Annotated in this window: 1 protein-coding gene; it reads left to right on the top strand. The window is 58.6% G+C overall.

Annotated features, from left to right (window positions below):
- The coding region (locus Q4P78_RS09450; RefSeq protein WP_303340113.1) for a LytTR family DNA-binding domain-containing protein at positions 1 to 239 on the top strand (239 nt) is incomplete at both ends.

The following is a 239-nucleotide window of genomic DNA, read 5'->3' as shown; positions in this document are numbered from 1 at the left end:
ACCAGATAATAGAGGACGAGCGCTTTGCCTATGAAGAGCTTAAGCGCATGATGCAGCTCCTGCGGCCGGACTATGAACTCCTGGCCTGGACCACCTCTGTCGAAGAGAGCATCCGGCAGCTGAAGCATGAGCGCCCCGACCTGCTCATCGTGGACATCCGCTTGGCCGATGGTCTGTGCTTTGACCTCTTTGACCAACTGCCGCTCCGCGTGCCGGTCATCTTCACCACGGCCTATGAC

The sequence above is a fragment of the Rothia sp. (in: high G+C Gram-positive bacteria) genome, from assembly GCF_030540545.1.
GTDB lineage: Bacteria > Actinomycetota > Actinomycetes > Actinomycetales > Micrococcaceae > Rothia.
This window is presented reverse-complemented; position numbering and strand designations above follow the sequence as displayed.